Origin of the sequence: Atopobium minutum 10063974 (assembly GCF_000364325.1) — a bacterium.
Classification (GTDB): Bacteria; Actinomycetota; Coriobacteriia; order Coriobacteriales; family Atopobiaceae; genus Atopobium; species Atopobium minutum.
Genome location: NZ_KB822533.1, coordinates 260,713 through 283,124, shown reverse-complemented (window position 1 = coordinate 283,124; position 22,412 = coordinate 260,713). Strand labels below are relative to the sequence as shown.

Genomic DNA, 22,412 nt, shown 5'->3' with positions numbered 1-22,412 from the left:
TTTCACTCCCTTACAGTTGATGTGTAGGTATATGTCATTTGACCCTGTTTAAACGATGTTACTTTCTTGGTCACGACCGCTTGCGCGCTTATATGAGAGCGCGTGTCAGAGCCGCCGATAACATCACCCAAATCAAATGGCTGAGCAGTTGAATTGCTTTTGATGGTTACTTGCTGAGACTTTGTCCAGAGGTCTTTGAGATGCTTAGTGCCGTTTTTGATAAGCTCAGATGTTTCAGCAGAGCTCTGGTTATATGTTTCCGCTATCTCATTGATGCCAAAAATTGTTTGTGTTTGGCTTACATTGCCTTGTGTGTCACTGTATAGGTGCACAATCTCGCGATTTTCTAGCTCGCCCTTGCCAAGACAAACAAGGTGGTTAGTAGTCTTTTGTGTGCTAATACCGACCATAGCCACGCCTACCATTTGGCTTTCATTGTCGGTATAGTCTTTGCGTTTGGTTACATCAATTACGACGTGTTTCAGCTTGTCAGACCACGCAAAGCGAGCCTTACAACCAGTTTCAAGTAGCAGTTGCCACATAGCAGACCAACAACCCATATAACGCCCCGTATCTTGTTGCGCGGCCGATTGTGAGCCTGTAAAGGTATGTGTAACACGAACTCCTACTTGAGATGGATTGACAACGAAAAGCTCACCCATACCAGCTCTTGCAATGAGTTGTGAGACACACTCAGTTATGTCACCAGAAAGAGTTAGATAGGCTTGCCCGTAGTCTGGACCCATAACACGACGATTTAAAACGCCCGTCCACGTATGACCAACAATAGAAAACGCTTCTGCTCCAACATCTGACTTGTAGCCAGTGACAAGCCCTCCAAGGTCGCTTCCTTCGGCATAAATCATAGAGCCGACCTCAGGAACGTTATCACCAGCTACATCAATAGAGAAGTCGTTTTCGTTATTACCCCACGCAAAATCACCGTCGTACGGCTCAATTACGCCAACATCGCGAAAGTTTGTGTCAGTAAACGTTAGTTCCATGGCAAGCTTCCACGCTCCTCAATGGTCTCGATGTCTACGCCAAAGCTCTGCGGCCATGAAACGGACAGAGCACCAGCAGGTAAGCTTTCAAATACATAGGTGCCGCTACCAGTAATGCCACGCTGGCGCTTATCGTAAAGATTGGTTTTCTTACCAAGCGCATCCACCTTGTAGACGGAACCGCCAACCACCTTGCGGCCTAATGGATCTATAACGATGCGCTCACTAAAGTCAGCTTCGGCATCTACGCCGTAAATGTTGTTTGTAGCTCCATCAGCAGAGCTAATACGTACATAGGGGTTGGAACAGGGGCCAAAAAAGGTAATGCGGACGTAGCTTTTCACACTCAGGTCGATTGTCTCTATTTTTGATGAGCTAGACGAACCCGCAAAATCAAATTCAAAGTCAAACGGGAAATTAAGACCGGTTACAGTCACGTCATTGTCGCTTGCCGAATTTGGCATAAGCGAATGTGTGGTAATACGTCGCCACGTAGGATCTGTAGTATGAAACGTGAATTCTACGGTTGCAATATCACTACCAATGCGCTTGGCATCCGCTACGCTGGCACTACACAGAAGCTCCCAGCCATCCACAACAAGCTTGCCTTGCAGCCCTGCTTCAATATCCGATTCAAGCCATCGAGACAACTCATTAAGTAGCCCATAATCAAGACCTACTGCACGTAACTTATAGGTACGAGCCTTGCGCGAAATCGCCCCTGTATTGTCATCCGCTTTCCACGACCAACCTAAAAGGCCGTTTGACCAAGCGAGCGCTTGGGCACCCGTTAAATCAAACGTGGTGCCCGTGTAATTTGCTCCGCTTGCAGTTGTATAGATTACTTTTCTCATGCAAGTACCCTCTTTGCTTCGCGAATGGTCATCTGCGGCACACTTTCATGAATAATGGCTGGTAGACGTGTCTCAACAAGACGAACAAGTGTGTCTTCTAGCTGCGTTACAGCAGCACCGTAAAGCTGACCTTGCTCTGTTTGGGCACTTACAGAAGCAGACATAGCAGCAGAAATAGGTGAAGGCTGGATAGCGTCCACGATACGACCAGGCATACCGCCTACCAACGGCTCTACACTGCCTTCAAAGCCTGTAGATAAGCCAATGTAAAGTGAATCCATAATGGCCTTGCCGTTTGGGATAAGTAGCTTGCGGTCATATTCAATAGGTCCTTTATGAGACGCAATCCACTCGCCAACGCCGCCAACCCAGCTCTTAACATTTTCAAATGACTGTTTAAGACCGTTCAAGAAGCCATCAATAATGGATTTACCGGCATTGGTTAACAAGTGGCCTACATTTCCCAGAGCACCTGTAATTGAGCCGGGAATACCTCGTACAAACGATACAGCTGCATTAAAGCCGTTCTGGATACCACTTAAGAAGCGCTGTCCTGCATTCATAGCATGCGTAGCTAGGCTACCGACAAAGCCAGCAACAATACCAATGGCGCTTGCTAAAAAGCCACCAATGGTCCCAGGAATACTAGAGATGAAACTTACGATATTAGATACAAAGCCTTGTCCTGCTTGAACTGCGTTTTGTACGAAATTGCTAACAAATGCAGTAACTATGCCTACCAAATAGGTGAATATAAAACTTATGATTATAGGAATGCTGTTAATAAAGCCAACAAATGTATTGAATGCGTTAGGAATATCAACGGTGAAGAAGTTAATAATTCCACCAACAGCCCCTTTAACGCCCTCAACAATAGCGTTCCAAACGCCAATAACGAAATTGCGGAAATCCTCGTTTGTTGTCCATAAAGCAATAAGAGCTGCAACAATTGCGCCAATAGCTACAACTGCAATAGTTACAGGGCCACCAGCAAGCGTTGTAAATACCGCTATTAGTCCCTGAACAGACTGAATAGCTCCAGCAGCTGCCATAGCGGTTTGTACGGCTGTAAAAGCAGCAGAAATACCAGAGATAATGCCAGTAACAATCGCCAGAGTTTTAAAGGCCGCAAAGCCGCCTACAACAGCAGAAATAGCAGGAACTAGCCACCAAGCATTATCTTTGCATGCCTGGATAGCGTCTTTAATCTTGTTAAGTATTTCAATGGCTACAGGTCCTGCTTCGTCAGTAAACTTCTTAATTACATCGACAACGGTTTGGAATGCTTGTTGGATTTGGCTTGCGTCAACATTGGGAAGCTCGATGCCAGCATTTTTAAGCGCTCCAACTGCAATATTCCATGCCGTGGCCAAGGCTTCAGACATAACAGGCGCAAGTATTTCAGATGCTTTTGCAAATGCCTGGGGAAGCGCTCGTACCATACCATCGCCAATTTGTGCCACACGGGGGATAACGTTTTCAGCAACGTGTCCCAAAGCATCCATGAGATTTTGTGTGAGCTGCTCTAAATCTGCGTCTTCATTGCCAAAGCCAGCAAGCAGGTTTTCCCATGCAGCCTTTGCCATGCCAACAGAGCCTTCAATGGTGTTGGCCGCTTCTTTAGCAGTAGTCCCAGCAATGCCTTGCGCTTCTTGTACCTGCTGGATAGCCTGTACACAGTCAGCAAAGCTATCAATAGATAAGTTAGATGCTTCACCGTTAGCAGCACCCCACGCATTAGCATCATCAATGAGCTGCTTCATACCCTCCTTTGTGCCAGCATAGCCAAGCTTCAAATTGTCTAGCATGGTGTAGTTCTGACGAGAAATACCTTGGATGGCATTTTGCACGTCCTGGGCATTAGAGCCAAACGTGTTCACATTGTCGCTCATAGCGCGCATGGCCACATCGGTTAGCTCTGCTGCTCTTTGCGTGTCTCCACCAAGCGAATTGATAAGTGCGGCTGAAAAGTTCGTGGCCTGCTGCATGTATTGGTTAGCACTCATGCCAGCGGTCTCATAGGCTTTAGCAGCATTTTGCATAACAAGCTTTTGAGCCGCTTCATTGCGCTCCCAAGTGCTACGCACTTCATCGGCAGTTTTACCAGAAGCTTGTGCATATGCTTCTAGGGTCTGCCCAGCATTGCCGTATAGTTTTGCCACGCCGCCAGCAAGCTGTTCAAAGCTTGCATAGGAGCTTAGCGCAAAGCCGCCAATAGTAGTAACCGCTCCTGTAATGCCTACAAGAGCGCAAGCCGCAAGACCTGCAACATTGCCAAGAGCATTGGTTACTTTGCTGCCAAGAGATCCTATTTTGTCTGACGCTTCATCTTTGACGCCAATTTTAATTAAGAGGTCTAAAAGGTCCATTATTCAACCTCCAATCCTTGTTGTTTGAGGTATTCGAGTACACCTTCATAAGTCTGTTTTTCTATAGGCTGTTCGTATTTTGAAATGTCATTCCAAAACTCATCCCACGTTTTCGTAAATGATTTTCCACATCCAATAAGACGGATGTTTTCCGCGACGTAGATATTCAGCGCATAGTTGCGGGCGTCTCGCTCGCTTCTTGCTTTGCAGTACGCCAAAAAAGGGGCCACGCGACGCGGCCCCGAATACTCACCTATGCTAAGGCCAAGACTTCCGTCGCGGGCGTAGCTAAAAAACTTGTTAGCTTATCATCACTTAAAAGCTCAATTGCATCTACAATGACGTGAGCAGCGCTACGGCCTGCAAGATACTTCTCAACGCTTTGTCCCTCAGTAGCTGCTAAAATCGCGTAAAGGTCATCCTTATGCTCTTTGGCAATAAGTCCTACTGCTTTTGCAACCTTAGCAGCCTGAATATCGTTGCCCTGGAAGCCTTGCAGCGCCTTAATAAGCTTCTTATCACTTGCGATATTTGCCAGTGGCGTTGAAATATCTGCAAGTACATCAAAAGCTTTATCAGCTGGAATCTTCGAGAACTTCACGGTTTATCTCCTAGGATTAGTGGCTATCAGATGAATTAGCAGGACTAGCAGCCTTCTCAGAGACATAAATCTCAAAAGGCACGGTGTCTTGTGCTTTCATCGACGTATGAGCGGTGTACTCAAATGCAAATTCGCCCTTGCCCTTGTCCTTAGATTTGATGGAAAGACCACCCGTAGACAAGGCATTGAGCAGATGAATTGCCACAAAGCCTTCTGCGCCGTAATCTCCAACCCACCAGATGTCTTTGAAGTCATCGGTCTTAAGGTCTTTACGAGGGACAATCTTAGTGGTGTCCTTAGAATCAATATCAGCAGCACCAGCGATAGACTTAAGCGAGGTCGTAGTAGCGGTAAGAGCAGTGCCCTTCATTGCAACTTCCCACGAATCAATGCGCTTTAGCTCCATCATGTTAGCTGGGCAGTTGTCGATGTCATCGCCATAATCAGTAAATGATGGCTTGGCCGTAAACTCTGAGCCACCAGAAGTGGCAAACATGATGTCTTGCTCTTCAACTTTGCCAGTCTTCGGGTCAAACTTGTTGAGCACAAGACCAGCATTGATAGCTAGCTGCTTAAATGTCTCAGCAGGAATACGAGTATATTTTCCCATGGTATCTCCTAATTAGTTAGATATTCAACGTCTACGTTGATGTAGCGCCGTTCTGCCTTGGTGTCTGATACAGGCTGTGAGAATGGCGTACCGCGCCGCAAGAACACCGCTCCACCGTCGCACGGTACAAACTGCCCACCATACCCAAGCGCCTTGTATAGGCGCTCACAAAGCGCATCGGCTGCCGCTGCGCGTCCTTTGGTGTGCCAGATGTCTACCTCAATAGAGCCAACACCACCAAAGGTGCCTGTAGGTATGCGATGTGTTGCGTATGGTGCCTTTACGGTTGTTGGCACATCACCCTCCACATAGCAAGGAAGTTGCAACGCTTCTTTAAGCCACGTATGAATAGCCTGAGACTGATTAAGCATCTACAACCTCCTCGCATTCGTAGCGGACAAACGAAAAGCTGGCACAAACTGGCGTGTGGCGGTCTTTGGCTTCGCTCACTACAAGTAGCAGTCGCCCATCTGATGTCTTTACACGGTCATGAAATGCAAGCTCTACAACAGGGTCACAAGTAAGCGTGCATTTCGCTTGTGAATCGGGGCGTGTAGCTATCTGTAGCGGATTTGTAGCGCCTGTAGCGCTTACTGCGGCCACAAACTTATTAGCTGGTTTCCAAGACGCTACACAGCCACCTGATGCGTCCTCTTCTTCAATAAGGACAAGGCGGGTGCACATCTGTGACATAGCCGCAATAAGTCCCGTCATAGCTTCCTCCACCTGTTTAGATGGCTGCGAAAAACGGTTTGCCACGTCACGGCACCGCCAGTTACAGCATCTGTTGCAAGCGAATAGGAATAGCCATCAAAGCTCTCAGACTGCATAGCACCTGTGTGAGCGCCATTCTTGGCTTGCCATTGCTCAATCTCACCCAATAGGTCTCTAAGCTCTTTAGGAACCGCACAAGGTGTAATTGTGCCTTCAAACGTGCCTTCATCCAAAAGGTCGCTTTGCCCCATTTCGTGCAGGCCGTCGTTAAGAGCAGAACCAGCCACCAAATAGTACTGGCTCTGCTCAAGCTTAGGCATAACAGACGCACTACCAGCTACAGGCACAAGCTTGCCACTAGCAACTTGATACACTCCCTTTATGGGCGCTGTTTCAAAGTAGTTATTGATGCTTGATAGCACCTGTGCCGCAATGCTCATGATTAAGCCGTAGTACGCTTAATGGCTGCAATAAGACCGCTATCGAGCACCTTAGTGCCAAAGAGCATATCCAAAGAAATGGTGTCGGTCTTCTTGGCCATGTCGTAGCCGTATACAACGCGGATGCTAAAGCCTTCGAAATCAAATACGGTTGCCTTAGCAGCGCCGTTAGGCAATGCCAAAGGTGCAGTAACCAGAGCAACAGCGTTTTTATGAAATACAATACCGTCGCACTCGTTAGTCTTTACATCGCAGTTCTGGTCACAATAACAATCCATGCCAAACTTACGACCTAAAGAAGCTTCGCGCAAAGCGGTGCCGTCATCGCCGACCTTGTCAGCGTTTACAAACAGCTCGGTATTGAGCAGGTCAGCTTCAATGTCGGTGCCAAAAACAAAAGAGCGCTCAGTCAAAGGTGCCTTAGCCTTGGTAATAGCTGCGCGAGCATCAACGATATTTGCCTGAGTAACAGCGGTAGATGCAGCTGTAATGGTCTTCTTAGCACCTGCGACCATATCCTTAACAAGCTGTGCATCCATTGCGTCAACAAATGCCAGCATGGCAGGATTTAAAATCTCAGCAGAGAAATCCTCAATGCTCATGGTCATCTCTTTAGAGGTAACTGCAATAGATACGTCCTTGTGACCATTCATGACAACGGGAATCTTGGTCTCGGTAACATCCTGAACGGTAATGCTGTTCGTGTAGTCCTTAGCCACAAAAGATGCAGGCTTACGAGCGTTGATGGTGTCGCCACGACCAGCTACAAACTCAGGCTCGAAACTGCGGTGTACAAGATTGGGAAGCACTGCGTTATTACGCAAAATATCAAGTGCTTCACCTGCGATAACGTCGCTTGTAAGAATAGTGTTAGCCATATTCTCTCCTAATTTTTGCTGTGCTTATATTCCAGATATTCCTTGGCACTCATCTTTGAAATGTCAGGTTCAGAAGCACCGCCGTTTGGTGGCGTTGCTGGGTCTGCGCCTTGAGTACCAGTTGCGGGGATAAAAGCTGCCCAGTCAGACTTGATAGCTTCAGTGAGCTTATCCTCGTCTTTAAACTTGCCGTCTTCCATCTCCACAGAAGAAAGGTCAGTTGCACGCAATACTGCATCAAGCTGCTTTGCACCTACGCCAGCATTTTCTAGCAGCTTGCGATAAGCTGCCTTCTTCTCGCGCTCGGTCTTAGCTTGCTCAACGCCTGTCTTGAAGTCTTCAAAAGCTTTGTGCTCTTCTTCGTACTTTGCTTTGTACTCATCAGTGCCTGCCGCTTCGAGCTGTTTCTTTAGCTCTTCGACTTCTTTTTGTAGCTCTTGAGCATTGCCAGAGTTTGCTTGAGCTTCCTCAGCCTGTTTCTTTAGGCTTGAGACGGTCTCAGCATGGGCATTGATAATTTCGTCTGCTGCGTCATCTTCAATGCCCATCGCCTTTAGCATCTTGCGTGTGAGTGACATACTTTCTCCTTGCTGTTCCAGTTCCTCGGAACATCCAGGGGGCGTTTCTTTGCCCCTGCCTTGTTAAGTCGCAAGAAAAGTATCTGTGCTATGTCACGAACCGCTGAGGGCATCACGCATGATTTGAGCGTATTCAGACGCATGGTTTGCCGCTGCGTCACGCAAAAAGTGAGCTTTACCGCCGTTTGGATGTGAGAGATCTTCGTTAAATTCGACGTAGGGCGCGTATTCAACGTTGGTGCCAATGTAGGCATCATTGCCACTTACAATGTGAGTGATAGAGTTTCTAAGCCTGCCTGTATCTACAGGGGTGTCACCTTTAGCATAGCCCTCGGCAACAAGCCCTATCGTCTCTAAGCCTTTGGCAATAGCTGATTTAACGGCTGATTGTATTGCTTCTGTATTGTCAGCATTTATTTGTATGTGTTCGTCCATGAAAAACACCTCCACACTTAAAGCATGGAGGTGCTGTCACGTAGATTATGAGAGATGCTTAGAGCGAACCTTGTAGTACTTTTTGCTTGAACGCTTCGTATTCAGCATAATTTTTTGGGCTGTTTAGTTCCTTTATCTTACTAGCCTCTTCAAAGTCTTTATCTGTCCAACCTACAAACTTTTCGCTAGCAGGAACATCACCAGGAGAGGTAAAGTATGTGACTAGCTTGCGCCTTAGAGTTTCATCCACTTTATTCTCCCTTCATTCTGTAGTTGTGTCATTACCTCAATGGCTGCATTATAATCGCTCATACCAGCTGCAACCAGCTCGTTAATCTTTTTGTCGTAATACCAACCAGTAACGCCAATGCCTACTTGCTCATAATAATATACATCGCCGTTGTGTAAGGCAACAACTCCGCCAGCGTACCCATATGCTGTTTGTGCTGAAAAGTCACTGCCTGTAGGCGGAATATTTGTCGGATGGTTATGTGCAGATATAAGTGTGCCAGGCGCACTACTGTTGATAGCTTCTAATATCTCGTCCGTATATACCGTTTCGTTTGCCTTGGATATGCTATTGCTATAAGCTTCGATTTTACCTGTTTTCTTGGATACAAGCACTAAATCCTCGCTGTTTGTACCTGACCTATGAATAACCATAGCCTTACATTCCTTGGCTATCATCTCATTAACTTTCTTACTCTCAGTCAATCCATTAAAACGTTTGAGATACTTTGGACTATTAATACGCGTAAAGTCTGCTTTAGCTGCCTTGTTAGCGTTTTTCTTGTTTGTAATACCACGCTCAACAGCCTTGCTTATCACACCTTGCTGTCTGCTCTTTGGCAACGTCTTAAAAGCTCGCAGATCCTGATAACCTTGACTGCGCATCTCCTGACGCATGGCATCTGTAAGTTTTTTCTTGCTCATACCAGATGCTTTAACACGCTTCTGCACGCTTGGCAGCTTTAAGAACTTCTCTAAGCTTCTGCCGCTTGCAGATTCTGGTTGTTGCTCTCTTACTCCTGCTTTCCACTCTGCGTAGCTCAGAGAGCCTACTGTGGCTTCTGAGCGGTCTTTCATAGTGTTGTGCCCTGGAATGTAGGCAACAAGCGTGCACCTACAGTTGTAAACTTCACCTACTGGTGCTTGAGGGTCACCCGGAAACCTACAGCCATTATCAAACACTGCGTCAGGCTTTACATGCTGCCCGTCAAGCACTCTATGGCTGTCGCGTGTACGGCCATCAAGAGAAGCCATCCACTGCTTTTCACAGTTGATGCCCATGTCATTGGCAGCCACATAGCTATCAACACGAGCACGGTTCTCTGTTCCTGTGATAGCTGTTCTTGCTATACGGATAGCAGAGCGTGCATTCATGTCAGCAACGCCACGCAAGCGCTTCGCCATATCTGGTATTGATTCACCCGTTAAAAATGACTGTGTAAGAGCGCTTCTCACATGAGACGCGTTCCAGCTCATATCTTTAGGGATATTAACTTTAGGAGCTGGTAGGAGCTGTTTATCCTCGTCTAAGAGATTAGCTACGGTGCCTTCATCGTACAGAGCAAATGTAGGTGTTATCTTGCCTTGGTGTGCCTGGTAGCTACCAAAATTGTAGTTCTCAGTATAGACGGCAGGCAAAGCGCCGCGTATATGCTCTGTGGCTCTTTGGTCTGCGGCTACAAGGTCACGTGCTAGAAGCTCTACCAGCCCTTGCGTTTGTCCAAGGTCAGCGCACCGTGCATTTTTCCATGCCTTAAACTCTTTTTCGGTGCATTTACCAGCCTTGAGGTCTTTTTGCCATTGAAAAAGCTCACGCTCATATGCTGCAAGCTTTTTCTCTAAACGCTTGGCCATATCCTCATGAGCGGCCTTAAACTCTTTAGCCATAAGACGCGCAAGATGTGTTATCTCTTTGTCTGCTGCTTCATGTACAACATCTGACATGGATTACACCTCACCACGAATAATTGCACGAGCTTCTTCTGGTGTAATGCCAATAGATGTACTAATAACCTTCACTGCCTGGTTTTCGCTTAACTCACCTGTGCGAACAGCAGCCATAACACCTACAAGTGATGTGGTTTGTGCGCCGTTTAGCATTACTCGCTCTGCCCCCCCTCAGCAGCATTTAGCAAGCTATCAATACGTGCTGCATCACCCGCATCTACCGTATCCAGGATGGTCTGTGCTTCATCCGCTGTGAGGTTAGGGAGCTTGGCTAGGATAGTTTTACGGTCAAGCCACTGTGCTTCTGTAGCTATCATCTGCACCTGTTCCAGCTGGTTAGAGACACGCTGGCGCTTAAAGATGGGTGTATCTTCAATGCCAATAAGTGACAGAAGGCGCTGCAGGGCACCTGCAATTTGAAACTCAAAATCACTGGCGTTTTCGTCTACTGGCTGATAAGCAGCTTCAATCTCGGTAGCAGTTTTGCTCGTGGCAGAAAGCGCAGTTACATCCAGCCCGCCAAAGTCGCGATAAATACGACGCTCTATACCTTCGAGATAAGCCTGACGTGCTTGGTAGGGTACTTCTTGCTGGTAAGGCGTTACTTTGCCGCCCTGGTCGGTATCGGCAGGAGCAATGTGTAGCACCTTCAAGCGGTCACGAAAACGTGCTAGGTCAGCATCGCTCATACCACCGCAGTTTTCAACAATCCAGTAAATTTGTGACACGTCTGTAAGGTCATTGGCAAAGCCCGACTGGATGAGGTCGTAAGAATCAATGGCTTGCTGCATACCTATCAACGTTGACTGGTGAAGACGGCTCCCCCACATTGGGACAATAGGCAGCTCGCCGTCCCAATTATCCTCACCTACAATCTCAGATGTTCCGTCAGGGTAGCGAGACACCGTCAGCAAATATGCCGTCTGCTCTTTGGTTTGTACAAGCTTTTTGCCCCTGCTGCCTGCCTTTTTTGCGTACACGTACTCGCTATAGCCATCAGGCGTATAAAGCGTAATTGACATGGGGCGTGTACTATCGATTTGCCAAAAGCGAATACCGCCCATGAGAGCACCTGTAAGCTCGTCCCAAAATGGCACAAACTCGGTTATCTCAAATGTGTAGAGTTTTGAGCCTGACCAGTAGCCAAACGCAACACCATGAATAAGTGCGGCATATGCCCATTTGCGCAAATCGTTATCAAACGATTGTCCTAGCTGGTCTTTTGTGTTTTCTTCAGTAAAGCTCACTCCAGCACCTAAGCTGTAGCTCAGGCGCTGCACATTGAGACGGTTGAAGAAGTTAGAAGCAATCTTGGAATTAGATGCTGTGTAATCTGCAACAGGAGCGCCTGTGAGTGTAAAAATTGTCTTTACGTACTCGTTAATGGTGGTGTTGCGCTGCTTATCGTATTTATCAGCTTTAAGAGCCGTTGTATACAGCTCACTTGCTTTGTGTGTACTAATTGCCGATAGCAAAAACTTTTCTGTTCCGCTACGTGCTTGTGATGCTAAAAAGTCCTGCCATGTAGTCATCCGTGTTGCCATAATCTTCCAATCATCCAAATATGCTTGTATATTTTTCTTGCTTAACATCAAGTGCTCTTGCTATGCGCATTGTTGCCACGAAATAACGCAGTGCGTCGCATGCGTGATCGTCAACTTTAAGAGGGCGTTCTACATCAGACGGCGCATCATCCCAAACATAACCGCCCAGCTCTTGTGTAAGGTTTTGACAAGCATGCTTATCGATGCGCACAAGTCCTGCTTGTAGACATGCAGCAGTCTCACGAATGCCATCCATCACATCGTTTCTTGCATGACGGATGCGAAAGCGTCCACGACGGCGTAGCTCGGCCATAAAAGACGTTGCAGACGGGTCAACGATAATTTCTACCTCAGGAAAAGAAACATCCGCCACAAGGGCTAACATTGCGTCTGCGTAATCTGGGTCGGTCATTTGGTGGCCTTGTGTGCGCCCAGAGTAGTAAAACTCTTTAATTGCATGCCACACAGTGCCGTCAAACGCCCATAGAAGCGCTGCAAAGGCGTTTTGAGTGCCGTAATCGACAGATACGACCCAACGCTTAATTGAATTCATATCAAGGCTTACAGAGCCTTCTAGCGCGTCCTCATAAAGCGGGTATATCAAACCTTCGGCCTTAACCCACTTGCCTTTGATGTAACGGTCGTAAAATACGCCTGAATACATACGCTCGTAGCGTTCAATAGTCTGCTGAGACAAGCTCGGGTTATCGGTCATCAAGAAATGTAAGTGCAGCGCATTACGATCATATGCGCCATCTATCCATTCACGTTTAAACCAGTGTGTGGGACTATCAGGATTGCAGTTAAACCACAGCTTAGAGCCTTCAACCGAACAACGTGCTAAAGCTTGGTTGACGAAACTCTGTGGCATAAGTGCTACTTCGTCCATGAGCACGCCTGCAAGAGTGCGGCCTTGGATAAGCATGTAACTTGCTTCGTCTTTGCCGCCGAACACTTCAAACCAATTAGTTGTATTGCCGCGGCGCACCTCTAGCACTTTGTCTTGGCCATGCCAGCGCAAGACATAGCCTTTGTGTGCTGGATAGGTCATAACGGTATAAGGCACAATGATATTTTTCTTGGCACTATCTATCGTTTTTCCGCAGATGCCAAACCGCTGCCCTGAGAACTTACGCATGGCCCAATCGATGAATGCAACTGTCATAAGCGAGGTTTTACCACTGCGAACTGCGCCATCGCATACCAGCGCATCATAGCGTGTATAGGGAAACGCAAGTATTGATTCTTGCTTGTCACTTAGCATGCTTATCCAGCTCCTTTGCTCGCTCGATAAGACTTGCACTAAGTGCATCGTCGTTTATCTGCTCTGCCTGAGCAGGCATATCAGGCGGATTGTCGCGATACCCCGCTCGGTTTTTAAGAAAAAAGATTTGAGCAGAAACAGAAGGTGGAAGCTTGCGTTTTTTGGTGATAGTGCTGCCGTCTGGATTTGTGGTCGTAGTTTCCTCGTAAACATCACCTATGGCACTTTTGAACAGGTAGTTTTCGATGGTTTCAACAGATAGCATCTTGCCAGTTTTTATTGCAGCAGCTATAGGCTCAAACTTGCCAATCCATACGGTAAGTGATTGGCGAGACACTCCCATATTGTTAGCCATCTCGGCCATAGTGCACCCATGAGCTGCCCAATTGGACAGCTTCTCTAGGTTTTCTGGCTCAAGCCATTCTTGGTATTTTGCGCGGCGCTGTTTCATAGCTGTATTGTCGTGGCTATGTCACGTAGCAAAATTAGGCTAATTAGCTGCTAAGACTTTGGATGGCTAATAAAAAAGGGGGCTTGCGCCCCCTTCTTATATTCATTTCGTTCAAGTTTAACCTACAATGTTTTTACCATTGGCAGAAAAGCCCATAACCTTAAGAGCGGCATTAGTATCAATACGCCAAGTCTTGCCAAACTTAACGGCAGGAATAGCGCCATCGCGGCATAGGCGCATAACATAACCCCTACTAAGCCCTAGCATTGCTGCAAAATCGCTTGTGTTTGCGAACATTGGCGCTTTATCATCCGTGTTGTAGCGTTCCATATATCCTCCCTAGATACAATGAAGTTCATTTCATACTTTGCTTTTAAGTCGTAAAGTTTGACTAATCGATTTTGCTTGTGTTATTGCCATCTTTCAAAAACCACTATCGCACTCGGAAATGGGGCCGCGTTTTTACTGTTGCTAAAGTGCAAGCGCCCGCAAATAAACCTGATATCTGATGCGTTAGAAAATATGTAATCATGCCAGTAAGCTGTGTCTGTACGTGCTGGAATGAGCATGACCACAACCCCTCCCACTGCTTCAGAAGCCTTTTTAACCCACTTAGCAATCTGCCTGCCGTATGGTGGATTACACCATACGCGTTCGTTGTCCCAGCACTGAGACAGGCCATCTTCTTCAATCGTCCAGTGTTTGTCTACAAGTGCATTTTCGTGTGTACTTGCTGCATCTACCGTAAACTTAAATTCACGATTAAGCTCGTCAAATAGATACTTAGGGGTTGTCCATTCGTTACTTGTGCTTGATCGTAAGCCACTAGTAAAGGCAGTCATCTACTCCACCTCATAAGGCTCTGGTAGCGGCACCCAAGCAACGACAGGATATCCAACTGACATGCCACCGGTGTATTGCCAGCCACAATCACAATCGTAAAATGCGATGTGGCCAGGAACGCCCATAGCCATAATGCTATTGTTAACGGCGATCGTAATTAGCACTGGAGCATCGTCTTTAGGAAGCTTCTCACTTACTGGTATCCATTCCATTTTTATCTCCTTTTACAATACGTGCACCACAGCTGGGGCAGTAATTAAACGGCTTGTCACCGTTGTTGTGCATCCAGGAATCGATGGCGTCACCCCAGTCATCGGTGAGGTCGCATCCGCAGGCGCTGCAAGTGAACTCGCAGTCGTACTCGCGGCCCACGTCCGTCCAATGGCTCGTGTCGGTGAAGACAATCCGGCACGTCCGCTCTTCTTCAGCTGCACGTACTTTTTCACAGTATGCGACCGCTTCATCGCGCTCGTCCTCTGCCTGAAATAAGCACCTGAGAAGATACTCTTCGGCTGTTTGAGCATCCCTACAGTATCGGTTGCTTAACATCGTCAATCCTTACTCGTGGGTTTTATATTTTTTGTTCCGGCTTTCATCGCGGTATAACTCGGATATATGCCCCATAAGCTGGTGTTTTGTAACTTGCAGCTCTCCTGAAAGTGTGTCTAAGATACGCAAGATAGTTTCGTCATCTTGCTTGCTCCATAGCTTATAGGTACGTGTCCGAAAGCCGTACACTCTTGCCTGTTGTGCTATGGCGTTACAGCTGCGTTTTGGTAACAGGTCATTCCAGGCTCTATGCGTGGAACCATAACCCTGCTCAAAGCCATACTTAAGAGCTTTGATCTCTTTGGTGGTCCAAGGCTTGTACGTCATTTGTATTCGCCTTCTTCACAGCTCCAAAACACACGTACAAGCTCGGTATCTTGCATATCACCATTACACGCATCGCACAGACACACTCCAAACGTAGGGGCGATAAAATCTGGATTGATAAAAAAATACTTGCAGTTTTTGCACATAACTGTAGGTGCTTGTTGGTTCCATGGTGCAGATGGGTCTGCGTCGTAAGTAGTTGGTGGGTAGTTATTACTCATCATGGTTTTTCCTGCTTCTCCTTTTTCGGATACGTGTTTCAAGCTTCGTTTCTGCTAGGCGCTGTTTTTCCTCTTCGAGATAACACCCTTTGCAAAGCCACAGACGCTTTGCAGATGGGCTTTCGACCCACACGGGACGTTCATTGCATTTACAGCACACAAGGCGTCTGGTTGGCTTATAACGCCCTTTACGCTCTCTCATGCGCTGGATACCTTTAGGGGTGTGTCTTGGCAAATAGCTATCGTGTAGCTCTTTTGCTGTCATGTCTGGATGGTCAAACAAAATTGATATTTCTTTAGACGTCCAACCTTTCCATATTTGTGGAGGTTTTATGTCTTGGGGAGGATGGGGCAAATGCCCCAAGTTTGGTTTTCGATTTGCCAATGTTCACCATCCATTCGCAAGTTTTCGACAAAGATTTTTAGTCGCGAAAAGTTTTCAACAAAGAGAAAGAACCAAAGAGAAAGACTTACTTGTTAGTTAACCTTTCAAGAAGAAAGGTTTTACGTTTTACGTGAGACGTAAAACCTTTCTTTACTTTCTTTACTTTCTTTACTTTCTTTACTTGTTTAGGGGTTCTAAAACCCAGGGTTTTTGTAACGGTTTTGATGAATGCCAACCGTAGGTTTTTACTCATCATTTGACTTCTTCTTAGGTCGTCCACCCAACAGTCCAGCGGCTCTCTGCTTCCCAATTGTCTGGGCGTTGGCGTTCATCCTGTCGCTGACAATTTCGCCATTGCCTAAAGCTTCAGAACTGATAAGACCCACATCGGCTAAAAGCTTTATGAACTCAATAAGTTTCTGCTCGTCATCAAACATGAGCTGTTTAGCCAAAATGAAAAAGTCTTCTTCAGTAGAAAACGGTACCTTGTGCCCTGTGTACATTGCCATAAGCTCGCATACACGCCACCAGCGCCCATACGCCTCAAACCCATCACGAACAAGCAGCCGTTGACACTTAATGTCTTCGGCTGCGTTGTTATCGTGGCTAAAGTACGGTAAAGGCTTTGCAGCTTCGGCATTGACCTGTTGCTGTGTTACTGGCATGGCTTGTCAACCTCAGCTCCGCAAGCGGCATATCCAGCTATATCAACCCAGTTGTCGCGGTGCCATGATGCCTTATTACGTGCCACTTTAAGCAGTACCATCATGTTGGCTACATCACGAGCACAGACAGCTGTATCAAGATACATCGCCCAAAAAACGGCTATATCTGCAAAACAGTCTTCCACGTCACCATATTGGTCTTGGCGCTCCCCGCATACGGTGTTGATAGCGTCTTGCAAAAGTTTTTCACGCTCGCTCATAGTCCCTCCTAAAATGGAATGTCATCATCAATAACTTGTGAAGGCACAGACACAGTAGGTGATTTAGCTTTGGATGTACTCAGAAACTCAATGTCGTTTACGATGACATCAAGCTTTGAGCGCTTCTGCCCGTCGCGCTCCCATGAGCTGTAATGCAACCGCCCTGCAATTGCTACTTTGGTGCCTTTGACAAGCCACTGGCACAACGATTCAGCACGAGAGCCAAATAGAGCGCAGTCAACGAAATTGGGACGGTCTTCCCACTCGCCCGTTTGTGAGTTCTTTACACGATCATTGATGGCAATACCAAAACTAAGAATTGGTGAGCCTGTAGTCGTGTATTTCACTTCCGCATCACGGGTGAGGTTCCCCGAGATATTTACGCAGTTAATGCTCATGAACTCTCCTTAAAACTCGATGTCTTCTTGTGCGTAATCTGGTTGGTTTATCTGCTCAAATCTTGAAATTGTGTCTTGCATCGCGGCTACACAAGTAGCAATTTGTTCGTCGGTAAGTTCATCGCTCATTGATCGCGCTCCCATCACTGCCGCAAGTTCTGCGCTTGCTGTTGTGCTATCGATGCCACCGCGGGCTTCTCGGTATCCAGCAAACAGATTGCGGATTGGTTGCATCCTGTCTGTCGCACCAGAGCCGTTTTGAGACGTTGTTTGTGGCTCAACTGATACTTGTTCGGCTTCAACTACAATCGGCTCTTGTGGGGTGTCTGGTGAGTTCTTAGGCATATGTTCTGCACTTGCAAAGTCGAACATTTCATCTGGAGTGTAGGCAACGCCGAACAAAGCTTCTGGACAAGCTTCACGAGCACACGCTGTAATAGCTCGCCACGTGAGCATGGTGAGCGGCTGCTTTTGGTAGTTATCCTTGGTATCGAGCTTCATTTGATGTGCCCAGGAAGCATCGCGAGTGGCACTAAACGGATAATCTGGGTCATCGCAACGAACAATTGTGCAAGTAGCACTCATGTGCTTTTCGTCTTTTGAAATGCGCAGTTTATGGCCTGCCTTGCGTACCTGTGCCGCTACAAGCTCAGCGCTCATAGTCGGCTTGCCATTGATGACGTTAATTCGATACAGGCTTTCGGCAGGTGACAAACCCATAGACTGGCCAAACTGCATAGCCACAAGGACGTTAGCAGCCTTACCACGATAAGACACAGGAATGATGTCAGATTGTGCGAGCGCCTTAGAGATACTCATTTGGTCGGGAAGGCTTGGCGCAGTCGTAGCTAGTGTTGTTTCCATTACTTGCTCCTTAAGATGTATTGCTTGCCGTGGGTGTCAAACGCTTTGATGCGAGAAATGCCAATACGTGCGCAGAACTCTTGCAACTCAGATGCCTGAGCTTGTGTGCAGTAGCCGCAAAATGCCCACTGGCTTTGCGTTTGGGGCGCTTGTGGTGCGGGAGCCACTGCTACATTGGGGACTTCACCAGTAATTGCTTCGTATTGCTCAGGTGTCATTACAGAGCCTGTATCCATAGGCTTTGTTGGTACTTGTGTGGCCTGCTGTGGGGCGTTTTGAGCAACTATTGGCTCACTTGCAGCCATTTGCTCAGCTTGTGCTGCCATCTCAGCTTCTAGGCGTGCTCGCTCTTCCTCACGAGCCTTGCGCTCGGCTTCAAGGGCAGCCACACGCTCACGCTGCTGTCTGCGCTCGGTGGAGCGGCGCATGGCATCGCCTAAATCTAGACAACTAAAGTAGTCGGCTTTCAGAGCTGCAGTTTCGTCTGCGTCAAGACCCATTACATCGATAGTCTTCTCATCGTTTGCAATCTGGGATATGTGGCCCTCAACTGACAGACGCACTTTCTCGTCTGTGACTGTGAACTTGTCCCAACCCTCGTCTTTAGAGTACTTGTCACGTATGCGCTCAAATGGCACCAATTCCACAAGCGCAGGTGCCATATCTTCGTAGGCTTCACGAGCATAACTAAGCTTTTGTTGATAGGCTTGTTCTTCCCACAACTCAATCTCTGCTTTGTAATTGGCATCAATAGATGACAGTGGCTCTAGTAAGTCTCTAACTTTGGTTTCAAAATCGCGGACAGCTTCTTTAACTGCTTTTGTCTTAGCTTTACGTGCTTCTTCAATCTCTGCAATTGCCTTGCGTGCGGCAGTGCGCTCGCGCTTGGATTGCTTGTAGTCTGACGCGTCAACGATGGTGTGAGGGGCAAAGTCTTTGAGTACGCTCTCAACTTTTGTTGATTGCTCGGATAGCCACATATCCATATCTGACAGACTGGTCAGTTCGTTGTCAATTACGGTTGCTGTAGCTTCTACTACAGCGTCTTTTTTGGTTGCCATTTAATCCTCCAAAAGGGTTAGTAAATCGTCTAAAGTAATCTGCACCCACAGGCTGTCTTCGTGTCCGTCGATACGAATAACAGCGCTTGAGATACGGGAGAGATCACGCAAAGTCATACGAACAACGTTTCGCCCAAACGTGGGACTTTTCTCTGTAGCTCCACAGCCTGCTGTATGTATTACAAGCAGCCCAAACTCTGCGTGTGCGTTATTGCGCTCAGCTATTGTCTGGCCTTGCCATCGCTCAACAAGTGCATGTGCCACTTGCTTGTGGTCTTTCGCTTCGATGATGCCTATCATGCCGTGAGCTTCAATGTGGATGTCTCCCGTGTCGCGCATACCACTAAGAGCCTTGCGGTAGATGGTTGAACCATCATTGTTAGTCCTGGAACACAGCCAACGGACAATGGCCGTTTCAAAGCGCGTGCCTTTAGCACGCTGGCGGCTCATAAGTGCAGCTCCTGTGCTGGTACTTGCTTATGCGTCAGGGCGTAGTCTTCACAATCCATGCGCCCCACAATGCCAAAGACAATGAGAAACAGCACAACGAAAATGACCGCTTTTACGCGGTCTGAAAGTTCGATATGTAACATGATTGCTCCCTACGCTTGGATAGACATTGCGCGAGCGTACTTAGCAAGGAAATAGCGCTGTCCTTTGCCTGTGCATTTAGGCGTGCGGTTAAACGTTACATGCCCATCTGCATGCGTAACAGCGGTTTCTTTGATGCGGAAAAGTCCTTGTTCGATGTAGCGCTGCTTAGGCACGTTGCGGTTACATCCATGCTTGCCAAGGTAGCCGTCATCGCGCAAAAGCTTAAAGAGACGGTTTTGACCGACTTTAAAGCCTGCTTGCGTGGGCATTTTGGCAAGTTCGCCTACAAGACAAGTGCCATCAGAAGCTGCTACTGCATCGGCAAAAAGTGCCTTGGGTGTCATCTCTTCGATTTGGCGGCTTTGCTGGCTAATGCGTGCCTTTTGGCGCTCGATGGTGCCTTGCGCGATGATAAAGGCGCGTGCCATAGTCTCTTCTGGTGTTTCGTCTTTGGCGACCATATAGCCGCCGTCTCGGCGGATAGCGGGAAGTACTTCATCAAACACCCAATGCTCAAAGCGTTGTGCACTCTCAAGTTTGCTTGACGCGATAAGGCGATATAGGTCACCTTCACCAATAAATGACGCATCTTGAGCTCGTCCAAGTGCATCAGTGATGGGGTAGCGTTTCACGACCCCACGGCAATGGCGCTTGATGGCATCATTAGTATTTTTATAGCCAAGCGCGGCCGCTACGTCTTTAGCACAGAACTCGGGGCGCTCTGGTGTGCCAGCGGTGCGCAGCTCACCAAAACGTGAGTTAGAAAATACTTGTACAATGTTGTTGTCCATGGTTTTACCTCATTTCTGGACGTGTCCGTAAAGAGCGGCTACTCTTTGCGGACTTTCTTTATTGATTAGAAAAGGTGGTTTGGAATGCGAGATTTCAAGATTGGTTTCATTGAAATTGAAAAGATTGGCAGTGAACACGACATCGCATTTCAAAACTTGCCAAAACTCGCCTTGCAAAGCTTTGATGAAAAGTTGCTTACACAACAGCAGATAGAGATTCTTCTATTTGGATGGTATGAGGAAGACCGCAACAATACGCAATATATGAAAGTCAGCTACGGTTGGAACGGCGATATTCACTCGATTCATTCGATTCCAAACTTATATGGATTTACACGCTCTTGGACCATCAATATTTGCCGCAATAGTGGGTGGTGTCGGATTCCGTTTGATAGAGCTACTTGTTAGCCTGCTAATTTTAAGATAAGCAAGTCAATCAACCTTAGAATTGCTTGACCTATAAAGCCGGCAATAAAGCCTGTTAGTACTGCGCGCTTCCATGGGTGTTCGCCGTTAACCATTCTTTTCTCCAATCTTTGGTACTGCAAGCGACATAAAATATTTGTCGATAAGCTCTTTTGTGTAATACGGATAGCGAGCATTTGGCAGGTAAATCACTGGCAAAGGATTGTGCTTTTGCTCGGTAAGCTCGCGTACTTTCTCATCGCCAATGCCTATGTATCGTGCTGCTTGACGTGTGGTAAGCAGTAGGTGCTCGGTGCTTGTATCGTCCATAGCTAGTCCTTTTCGGTTACTAAGTCTTCAGCAGAGCAACTAAGAGCTTTTGTGACTGCTAAAACTCGACGCAATGGCATACCAGCTATGGACTTTGCTTGATACTTAAACAGTGTTCGGTATGGGATGCCTGTCAGGCGGCTTAGGTCACGCCATGTAAGATTGCGCTCATCAAGCAGGTTCTTAATGTTCGATTTCATGCTTTTGATCCTCCTCTTCGGTGATTAGGTCTTCTGGTCTACACCCCAGATACCGTGCAATGGCTAACACGCGACCAAACGGGGCATTTTCAAAACCACTCCGTTGGTAAAACATCAATGTGGTGTAAGAGATTCCAGTTTCTCGACTTACATCACGCATGGTCTTGCTAGAGCATGTAAGTATTGCCTTGATATTTGATTTCATGGGAATCCCCAAACAACAATATTTTGTGGCTTCTTATACATATCTATACAAGATGTTGTATACTGAATACTAAAGAGAACATATGTTCTTGCGTTACTTTGAAAGGAGGTGAACTATGGCCAAGCCATTACATAAGCCTGGCGAAGATAACCAGCATCCAGGCAAATACATTGAGACGGGGCCACGTGGTGGTGTGCTAGATCATCCACGTGTTGTAACCATTGACCCAGGTGATAGGCTCCCGCCAACTTCTCAAGCTGGTAATAAGTGGCAAAAATCTTAGTTCCACGTCCTAGCCCCAGACGTTAAACGGGGCTTTTTATGTTTAACTTAGCTGGATACGTACTTTCCAAAAGCAAAAACACCAATCAAAAATGTTTATCTGTATCCACGCTTCAGACCAAAAATGGCCGTCTTCTTCATACTTAGTAATGTAGTGATGCATATTTCCTCCAATAGATAAATTGATATCACTGGCAGTTCTTCGTGTGAGGGCTGCCAACATGCAGATAGCGGGCGTGCATGCTCCACATGACACGTCATATCTGGTATTCGGTTGAGAAGGTACAATTCGAATAACTCAGTAGAGAAGGCTTGAAAGAAGGTTTAAAGATGA

At 47.0% G+C, this 22,412-nt stretch carries 36 protein-coding genes; 2 read left to right on the top strand and 34 right to left on the bottom strand.

Translation table 11 applies throughout. From position 1 onward, the window contains the following. Window positions 1-2: 2 nt before the first annotated feature. The 31 genes from HMPREF1091_RS01390 to HMPREF1091_RS01245 all read right to left on the bottom strand — a co-directional run bounded on the left by HMPREF1091_RS01390 (window position 3) and on the right by HMPREF1091_RS01245 (window position 20,656). Window positions 3-1,004 carry a Gp37-like protein gene (locus HMPREF1091_RS01390; RefSeq protein WP_002563045.1) on the bottom strand — a complete coding sequence of 334 codons (1,002 nt, stop codon included), beginning with the start codon at window positions 1,002-1,004 and terminating at the stop codon, window positions 3-5. Continuing rightward, window positions 995-1,858 (bottom strand): hypothetical protein, encoded by an 864-nt coding sequence (locus HMPREF1091_RS01385; protein WP_002563044.1) that lies wholly within the window; start codon window positions 1,856-1,858, stop codon window positions 995-997. The genes HMPREF1091_RS01390 and HMPREF1091_RS01385 overlap by 10 nt, the downstream gene beginning before the upstream one ends. Continuing rightward, window positions 1,855-4,227: a phage tail protein gene (locus tag HMPREF1091_RS01380; RefSeq protein ID WP_002563043.1), complete on the bottom strand. Its 2,373-nt coding sequence runs from the start codon at window positions 4,225-4,227 to the stop codon at window positions 1,855-1,857. The genes HMPREF1091_RS01385 and HMPREF1091_RS01380 overlap by 4 nt, the downstream gene beginning before the upstream one ends. A gap of 253 nt (window positions 4,228-4,480) precedes the next feature. Then, window positions 4,481-4,828: a hypothetical protein gene (locus HMPREF1091_RS01370; protein ID WP_002563042.1), complete on the bottom strand. Its 348-nt coding sequence runs from the start codon at window positions 4,826-4,828 to the stop codon at window positions 4,481-4,483. A 16-nt stretch (window positions 4,829-4,844) separates the two neighbouring features. Further along, a complete protein-coding gene (locus HMPREF1091_RS01365; protein ID WP_002563041.1) occupies window positions 4,845-5,438 on the bottom strand; it encodes a hypothetical protein in 594 nt (197 codons plus the stop codon). A gap of 8 nt (window positions 5,439-5,446) precedes the next feature. After that, window positions 5,447-5,809, bottom strand: coding sequence for a hypothetical protein (locus HMPREF1091_RS01360; RefSeq protein WP_002563040.1), 363 nt, complete (start codon window positions 5,807-5,809; stop codon window positions 5,447-5,449). Continuing rightward, the gene (locus HMPREF1091_RS01355; protein WP_002563039.1) at window positions 5,802-6,152 is read right to left on the bottom strand and encodes a hypothetical protein; all 351 of its coding nucleotides are present in this window, start codon (window positions 6,150-6,152) and stop codon (window positions 5,802-5,804) included. Before HMPREF1091_RS01355 ends, HMPREF1091_RS01360 begins: the two co-directional genes overlap by 8 nt. After that, window positions 6,149-6,592, bottom strand: a complete 444-nt coding sequence (locus tag HMPREF1091_RS01350) for a hypothetical protein (RefSeq protein ID WP_002563038.1) — start codon at window positions 6,590-6,592, stop codon at window positions 6,149-6,151. Before HMPREF1091_RS01350 ends, HMPREF1091_RS01355 begins: the two co-directional genes overlap by 4 nt. Window positions 6,593-6,594: 2 nt before the next feature. Beyond that, window positions 6,595-7,470, bottom strand: a complete 876-nt coding sequence (locus tag HMPREF1091_RS01345) for a P22 phage major capsid protein family protein (protein WP_002563037.1) — start codon at window positions 7,468-7,470, stop codon at window positions 6,595-6,597. An 8-nt stretch (window positions 7,471-7,478) separates the two neighbouring features. Further along, window positions 7,479-8,048, bottom strand: a complete 570-nt coding sequence (locus HMPREF1091_RS01340) for a phage scaffolding protein (RefSeq protein ID WP_002563036.1) — start codon at window positions 8,046-8,048, stop codon at window positions 7,479-7,481. 93 nt (window positions 8,049-8,141) lie between these two features. Beyond that, complete coding sequence (locus HMPREF1091_RS01335; protein ID WP_002563035.1) at window positions 8,142-8,483, bottom strand: HK97 gp10 family phage protein; 342 nt, start codon at window positions 8,481-8,483, stop codon at window positions 8,142-8,144. A gap of 58 nt (window positions 8,484-8,541) precedes the next feature. Continuing rightward, the gene (locus HMPREF1091_RS01330) at window positions 8,542-8,733 is read right to left on the bottom strand and encodes a hypothetical protein (protein WP_002563034.1); all 192 of its coding nucleotides are present in this window, start codon (window positions 8,731-8,733) and stop codon (window positions 8,542-8,544) included. After that, window positions 8,718-10,436, bottom strand: coding sequence for a phage head morphogenesis protein (locus HMPREF1091_RS07940; RefSeq protein WP_002563033.1), 1,719 nt, complete (start codon window positions 10,434-10,436; stop codon window positions 8,718-8,720). Before HMPREF1091_RS07940 ends, HMPREF1091_RS01330 begins: the two co-directional genes overlap by 16 nt. A gap of 3 nt (window positions 10,437-10,439) precedes the next feature. Then, window positions 10,440-10,592 (bottom strand): hypothetical protein, encoded by a 153-nt coding sequence (locus tag HMPREF1091_RS08305; RefSeq protein ID WP_002563032.1) that lies wholly within the window; start codon window positions 10,590-10,592, stop codon window positions 10,440-10,442. Further along, window positions 10,592-12,031, bottom strand: coding sequence for a phage portal protein (locus tag HMPREF1091_RS01320; protein ID WP_002563031.1), 1,440 nt, complete (start codon window positions 12,029-12,031; stop codon window positions 10,592-10,594). Before HMPREF1091_RS01320 ends, HMPREF1091_RS08305 begins: the two co-directional genes overlap by 1 nt. After that, window positions 11,994-13,247, bottom strand: a complete 1,254-nt coding sequence (locus HMPREF1091_RS01315; protein WP_002563030.1) for a PBSX family phage terminase large subunit — start codon at window positions 13,245-13,247, stop codon at window positions 11,994-11,996. Before HMPREF1091_RS01315 ends, HMPREF1091_RS01320 begins: the two co-directional genes overlap by 38 nt. Beyond that, the gene (locus tag HMPREF1091_RS01310; protein WP_002563029.1) at window positions 13,237-13,698 is read right to left on the bottom strand and encodes a hypothetical protein; all 462 of its coding nucleotides are present in this window, start codon (window positions 13,696-13,698) and stop codon (window positions 13,237-13,239) included. Before HMPREF1091_RS01310 ends, HMPREF1091_RS01315 begins: the two co-directional genes overlap by 11 nt. A gap of 117 nt (window positions 13,699-13,815) precedes the next feature. After that, entirely contained in the window at window positions 13,816-14,028 is a 213-nt protein-coding gene (locus HMPREF1091_RS01305) for a helix-turn-helix domain-containing protein (RefSeq protein WP_002563028.1), read from the bottom strand. A gap of 80 nt (window positions 14,029-14,108) precedes the next feature. Next, on the bottom strand, window positions 14,109-14,540 hold the full coding sequence (locus HMPREF1091_RS01300; RefSeq protein ID WP_002563027.1) for a DNA N-6-adenine-methyltransferase: 432 nt from the start codon (window positions 14,538-14,540) through the stop codon (window positions 14,109-14,111). Then, the gene (locus HMPREF1091_RS01295) at window positions 14,541-14,753 is read right to left on the bottom strand and encodes a DUF551 domain-containing protein (protein WP_002563026.1); all 213 of its coding nucleotides are present in this window, start codon (window positions 14,751-14,753) and stop codon (window positions 14,541-14,543) included. It abuts the gene before it with no gap. Beyond that, window positions 14,731-14,913: a hypothetical protein gene (locus HMPREF1091_RS08300; RefSeq protein ID WP_021736124.1), complete on the bottom strand. Its 183-nt coding sequence runs from the start codon at window positions 14,911-14,913 to the stop codon at window positions 14,731-14,733. Before HMPREF1091_RS08300 ends, HMPREF1091_RS01295 begins: the two co-directional genes overlap by 23 nt. A 186-nt stretch (window positions 14,914-15,099) precedes the next feature. Continuing rightward, window positions 15,100-15,417, bottom strand: coding sequence for a hypothetical protein (locus tag HMPREF1091_RS01285; RefSeq protein ID WP_002563024.1), 318 nt, complete (start codon window positions 15,415-15,417; stop codon window positions 15,100-15,102). Next, the gene (locus HMPREF1091_RS01280; protein ID WP_035424420.1) at window positions 15,414-15,638 is read right to left on the bottom strand and encodes a hypothetical protein; all 225 of its coding nucleotides are present in this window, start codon (window positions 15,636-15,638) and stop codon (window positions 15,414-15,416) included. The genes HMPREF1091_RS01285 and HMPREF1091_RS01280 overlap by 4 nt, the downstream gene beginning before the upstream one ends. A 630-nt stretch (window positions 15,639-16,268) precedes the next feature. Continuing rightward, window positions 16,269-16,688 (bottom strand): Lin1244/Lin1753 domain-containing protein, encoded by a 420-nt coding sequence (locus HMPREF1091_RS01275; RefSeq protein WP_002563022.1) that lies wholly within the window; start codon window positions 16,686-16,688, stop codon window positions 16,269-16,271. Continuing rightward, on the bottom strand, window positions 16,679-16,948 hold the full coding sequence (locus HMPREF1091_RS01270; RefSeq protein WP_002563021.1) for a DUF6378 domain-containing protein: 270 nt from the start codon (window positions 16,946-16,948) through the stop codon (window positions 16,679-16,681). Before HMPREF1091_RS01270 ends, HMPREF1091_RS01275 begins: the two co-directional genes overlap by 10 nt. An 8-nt stretch (window positions 16,949-16,956) precedes the next feature. After that, window positions 16,957-17,346: a single-stranded DNA-binding protein gene (locus tag HMPREF1091_RS01265; RefSeq protein ID WP_002563020.1), complete on the bottom strand. Its 390-nt coding sequence runs from the start codon at window positions 17,344-17,346 to the stop codon at window positions 16,957-16,959. 9 nt (window positions 17,347-17,355) lie between these two features. Next, a complete protein-coding gene (locus HMPREF1091_RS07935) occupies window positions 17,356-18,210 on the bottom strand; it encodes a hypothetical protein (protein WP_002563019.1) in 855 nt (284 codons plus the stop codon). Further along, entirely contained in the window at window positions 18,210-19,271 is a 1,062-nt protein-coding gene (locus tag HMPREF1091_RS01255; protein WP_002563018.1) for a DUF1351 domain-containing protein, read from the bottom strand. Before HMPREF1091_RS01255 ends, HMPREF1091_RS07935 begins: the two co-directional genes overlap by 1 nt. Then, window positions 19,272-19,721, bottom strand: coding sequence for a hypothetical protein (locus HMPREF1091_RS07930; protein ID WP_002563017.1), 450 nt, complete (start codon window positions 19,719-19,721; stop codon window positions 19,272-19,274). It abuts the gene before it with no gap. Beyond that, a complete protein-coding gene (locus HMPREF1091_RS08295) occupies window positions 19,718-19,864 on the bottom strand; it encodes a hypothetical protein (RefSeq protein ID WP_002563016.1) in 147 nt (48 codons plus the stop codon). The genes HMPREF1091_RS07930 and HMPREF1091_RS08295 overlap by 4 nt, the downstream gene beginning before the upstream one ends. 9 nt (window positions 19,865-19,873) lie before the next feature. Beyond that, window positions 19,874-20,656 (bottom strand): phage antirepressor KilAC domain-containing protein, encoded by a 783-nt coding sequence (locus tag HMPREF1091_RS01245; RefSeq protein ID WP_002563015.1) that lies wholly within the window; start codon window positions 20,654-20,656, stop codon window positions 19,874-19,876. Window positions 20,657-20,740: 84 nt separating this feature from the next. On the opposite strand from HMPREF1091_RS01245, the gene HMPREF1091_RS01240 reads away from it, so the two are divergent. Continuing rightward, the gene (locus HMPREF1091_RS01240) at window positions 20,741-21,064 is read left to right on the top strand and encodes a hypothetical protein (RefSeq protein ID WP_002563014.1); all 324 of its coding nucleotides are present in this window, start codon (window positions 20,741-20,743) and stop codon (window positions 21,062-21,064) included. Window positions 21,065-21,169: 105 nt separating this feature from the next. Here the strand turns inward: HMPREF1091_RS01240 and HMPREF1091_RS01235 are convergent, their stop codons facing one another. The 3 genes from HMPREF1091_RS01235 to HMPREF1091_RS08550 are packed head-to-tail and all read right to left on the bottom strand — an operon-like array spanning window position 21,170 to window position 21,796. Then, window positions 21,170-21,391: a hypothetical protein gene (locus HMPREF1091_RS01235; protein WP_002563012.1), complete on the bottom strand. Its 222-nt coding sequence runs from the start codon at window positions 21,389-21,391 to the stop codon at window positions 21,170-21,172. A 2-nt stretch (window positions 21,392-21,393) separates the two neighbouring features. After that, window positions 21,394-21,591: a helix-turn-helix domain-containing protein gene (locus HMPREF1091_RS01230; protein ID WP_002563011.1), complete on the bottom strand. Its 198-nt coding sequence runs from the start codon at window positions 21,589-21,591 to the stop codon at window positions 21,394-21,396. Beyond that, window positions 21,575-21,796 (bottom strand): helix-turn-helix domain-containing protein, encoded by a 222-nt coding sequence (locus HMPREF1091_RS08550; RefSeq protein ID WP_002563010.1) that lies wholly within the window; start codon window positions 21,794-21,796, stop codon window positions 21,575-21,577. Before HMPREF1091_RS08550 ends, HMPREF1091_RS01230 begins: the two co-directional genes overlap by 17 nt. Before the next feature lie 115 nt (window positions 21,797-21,911). On the opposite strand from HMPREF1091_RS08550, the gene HMPREF1091_RS08195 reads away from it, so the two are divergent. Beyond that, window positions 21,912-22,079: a YjzC family protein gene (locus HMPREF1091_RS08195; RefSeq protein ID WP_002563009.1), complete on the top strand. Its 168-nt coding sequence runs from the start codon at window positions 21,912-21,914 to the stop codon at window positions 22,077-22,079. The last annotated feature ends 333 nt before the right edge of the window (window positions 22,080-22,412 follow it).

Coding starts and splice junctions, on each gene's coding strand:
- HMPREF1091_RS01255 (WP_002563018.1), bottom strand. CDS start 19,271: ATGGCAACCAAAAAAGACGCTGTAGTAGAAGCTACAGCAACCGTAATT.
- HMPREF1091_RS01305 (WP_002563028.1), bottom strand. CDS start 14,028: ATGGAACGCTACAACACGGATGATAAAGCGCCAATGTTCGCAAACACA.
- HMPREF1091_RS08305 (WP_002563032.1), bottom strand. CDS start 10,592: ATGCTAAACGGCGCACAAACCACATCACTTGTAGGTGTTATGGCTGCT.
- HMPREF1091_RS08295 (WP_002563016.1), bottom strand. CDS start 19,864: ATGTTACATATCGAACTTTCAGACCGCGTAAAAGCGGTCATTTTCGTT.
- HMPREF1091_RS01335 (WP_002563035.1), bottom strand. CDS start 8,483: ATGGACGAACACATACAAATAAATGCTGACAATACAGAAGCAATACAA.
- HMPREF1091_RS01295 (WP_002563026.1), bottom strand. CDS start 14,753: ATGGAATGGATACCAGTAAGTGAGAAGCTTCCTAAAGACGATGCTCCA.
- HMPREF1091_RS01230 (WP_002563011.1), bottom strand. CDS start 21,591: ATGAAATCGAACATTAAGAACCTGCTTGATGAGCGCAATCTTACATGG.
- HMPREF1091_RS01355 (WP_002563039.1), bottom strand. CDS start 6,152: ATGACGGGACTTATTGCGGCTATGTCACAGATGTGCACCCGCCTTGTC.
- HMPREF1091_RS07930 (WP_002563017.1), bottom strand. CDS start 19,721: ATGAGCCGCCAGCGTGCTAAAGGCACGCGCTTTGAAACGGCCATTGTC.
- HMPREF1091_RS01280 (WP_035424420.1), bottom strand. CDS start 15,638: ATGAGTAATAACTACCCACCAACTACTTACGACGCAGACCCATCTGCA.
- HMPREF1091_RS01315 (WP_002563030.1), bottom strand. CDS start 13,247: ATGCTAAGTGACAAGCAAGAATCAATACTTGCGTTTCCCTATACACGC.
- HMPREF1091_RS08195 (WP_002563009.1), top strand. CDS start 21,912: ATGGCCAAGCCATTACATAAGCCTGGCGAAGATAACCAGCATCCAGGC.
- HMPREF1091_RS01320 (WP_002563031.1), bottom strand. CDS start 12,031: ATGTTAAGCAAGAAAAATATACAAGCATATTTGGATGATTGGAAGATT.
- HMPREF1091_RS08550 (WP_002563010.1), bottom strand. CDS start 21,796: ATGAAATCAAATATCAAGGCAATACTTACATGCTCTAGCAAGACCATG.
- HMPREF1091_RS01285 (WP_002563024.1), bottom strand. CDS start 15,417: ATGACGTACAAGCCTTGGACCACCAAAGAGATCAAAGCTCTTAAGTAT.
- HMPREF1091_RS01235 (WP_002563012.1), bottom strand. CDS start 21,391: ATGGACGATACAAGCACCGAGCACCTACTGCTTACCACACGTCAAGCA.
- HMPREF1091_RS01365 (WP_002563041.1), bottom strand. CDS start 5,438: ATGGGAAAATATACTCGTATTCCTGCTGAGACATTTAAGCAGCTAGCT.
- HMPREF1091_RS01350 (WP_002563038.1), bottom strand. CDS start 6,592: ATGAGCATTGCGGCACAGGTGCTATCAAGCATCAATAACTACTTTGAA.
- HMPREF1091_RS01340 (WP_002563036.1), bottom strand. CDS start 8,048: ATGTCACTCACACGCAAGATGCTAAAGGCGATGGGCATTGAAGATGAC.
- HMPREF1091_RS07940 (WP_002563033.1), bottom strand. CDS start 10,436: ATGTCAGATGTTGTACATGAAGCAGCAGACAAAGAGATAACACATCTT.
- HMPREF1091_RS01300 (WP_002563027.1), bottom strand. CDS start 14,540: ATGACTGCCTTTACTAGTGGCTTACGATCAAGCACAAGTAACGAATGG.
- HMPREF1091_RS01345 (WP_002563037.1), bottom strand. CDS start 7,470: ATGGCTAACACTATTCTTACAAGCGACGTTATCGCAGGTGAAGCACTT.
- HMPREF1091_RS01385 (WP_002563044.1), bottom strand. CDS start 1,858: ATGAGAAAAGTAATCTATACAACTGCAAGCGGAGCAAATTACACGGGC.
- HMPREF1091_RS01245 (WP_002563015.1), bottom strand. CDS start 20,656: ATGGACAACAACATTGTACAAGTATTTTCTAACTCACGTTTTGGTGAG.
- HMPREF1091_RS01310 (WP_002563029.1), bottom strand. CDS start 13,698: ATGAAACAGCGCCGCGCAAAATACCAAGAATGGCTTGAGCCAGAAAAC.
- HMPREF1091_RS07935 (WP_002563019.1), bottom strand. CDS start 18,210: ATGGAAACAACACTAGCTACGACTGCGCCAAGCCTTCCCGACCAAATG.
- HMPREF1091_RS01270 (WP_002563021.1), bottom strand. CDS start 16,948: ATGAGCGAGCGTGAAAAACTTTTGCAAGACGCTATCAACACCGTATGC.
- HMPREF1091_RS01390 (WP_002563045.1), bottom strand. CDS start 1,004: ATGGAACTAACGTTTACTGACACAAACTTTCGCGATGTTGGCGTAATT.
- HMPREF1091_RS01360 (WP_002563040.1), bottom strand. CDS start 5,809: ATGCTTAATCAGTCTCAGGCTATTCATACGTGGCTTAAAGAAGCGTTG.
- HMPREF1091_RS01275 (WP_002563022.1), bottom strand. CDS start 16,688: ATGCCAGTAACACAGCAACAGGTCAATGCCGAAGCTGCAAAGCCTTTA.
- HMPREF1091_RS01380 (WP_002563043.1), bottom strand. CDS start 4,227: ATGGACCTTTTAGACCTCTTAATTAAAATTGGCGTCAAAGATGAAGCG.
- HMPREF1091_RS01265 (WP_002563020.1), bottom strand. CDS start 17,346: ATGAGCATTAACTGCGTAAATATCTCGGGGAACCTCACCCGTGATGCG.
- HMPREF1091_RS01240 (WP_002563014.1), top strand. CDS start 20,741: ATGCGAGATTTCAAGATTGGTTTCATTGAAATTGAAAAGATTGGCAGT.